The organism is Mesorhizobium sp. M7A.F.Ca.US.014.04.1.1 (assembly GCF_003998745.1).
GTDB lineage: Bacteria > Pseudomonadota > Alphaproteobacteria > Rhizobiales > Rhizobiaceae > Mesorhizobium > Mesorhizobium ciceri.
Genome location: NZ_RZRW01001046.1, coordinates 1 through 1,199 on the forward strand (window position 1 = coordinate 1; position 1,199 = coordinate 1,199).

General features: G+C 66.9%; 2 protein-coding genes. Both read right to left on the reverse strand.

The genetic code is table 11. From position 1 onward, the window contains the following. The coding region (locus EOA22_RS34325; protein ID WP_164756209.1) for a polyphenol oxidase family protein at nucleotides 1-592 on the reverse strand (592 nt) is incomplete at its 3' end. A gap of 105 nt (nucleotides 593-697) precedes the next feature. After that, nucleotides 698-1,199, reverse strand: a 502-nt coding sequence (locus EOA22_RS34330) for an SAM-dependent methyltransferase (protein ID WP_206521496.1), incomplete at its 5' end; no start/stop codon positions are given.

Consider the following 1,199-nt stretch of genomic DNA (forward strand, 5'->3'; position numbering starts at 1 on the left):
GAGCGAAATAGAGGATGTTTTCGGCGTCGGATTCGACAAAGCGGGCGACGAATTCCGGGCCGACCTCGTAGTTTCGCGGGCCGATGGAGGGGCCTAGCACGGCGACGATGTTTTGGCGCCGGGCGCCGAGGCTTTCCATCGCCAGGATGGTGTTTTCGAGCACGCCGGTGAACGCGCCTTTCCAGCCGGCATGCGCAGCGCCGATGATGCGCGCCTGCGCATCAGCGAACAGCACGGGACCGCAATCGGCGGTCGAGGCGCCGATGGCGATGCCCGGCCGATCGGTGACGATGGCGTCCGCCTTGGGGCGCTCGCCGGCAAAGGGCTCCCTGGCAATGACGACATCGGGCGAATGGATTTGCCAGGCGGTCAACAGATGGCTTGCCGGCACGCCCATCCAGGCAGCGACACGGGCGCGGTTCTCGGCAACCAGCGTCTGGTCGTCATTCGATCCGGTGCCGATGTTGAGGCCCTGATAGATGCCGCCGGAAACACCGCCGACGCGGGTGAAATAGCCGTGGCGGATGCCTTGTGCCTGCGCCTCGTCCAGCAGCGGCGACCGAACGGGATCCGGTTTGGTCTGATTCAGCATGCGGGCGTTGTTGTCCGTGTGGGCGGTTTCGTCAAGAAGAAGGTGCTTGGTCGAGAACAGGCTGCAAAGCGCGGACGGGAGATTGGGAGGGGCGGCGGTAAAAAGTCAATCCGCCTCGGCAAAGGGCCGAACCGCCACGCCGCGAGGCAGCACCGCAAGCACCTTGAACAGCTCGCCCATGGCTTGCGGCCCGGCGAGGCGCTCGACGTCGCCGGCGATCCTTTCGCGCGCCGCCTGACCGGCATCGGCGCCAAGGCGGCCGGCGCGCTCGAGGATGCCCATGCCGAGCAGGAAGTCGCCCTGTGTCGTCAGATGGGCTTCGAGGCCATGTGCACGCGCGATCGCGGCAAGGGCGGCGAAATCGACGTGGGACGTGAGGTCGGCCTCACCGGGATTGGCCAGCACATCTTCGTGATCGTGGCTGCGCAAGGCCTGCAGCGTGTCCCCGACACCCGGCTGGAAATGGCCGTAATCGAGAAACAGGCCGGCGCCGCCATGCCTGGATATGCGCTCGGCGATTGTTGCCATCAGCGCGGTGCGGGCAGGTGCCACTTCGGCGATCGCGCCTTGCGGCGCGTGAGCGGCATCGGCGGGCAGCAGCGTCCGG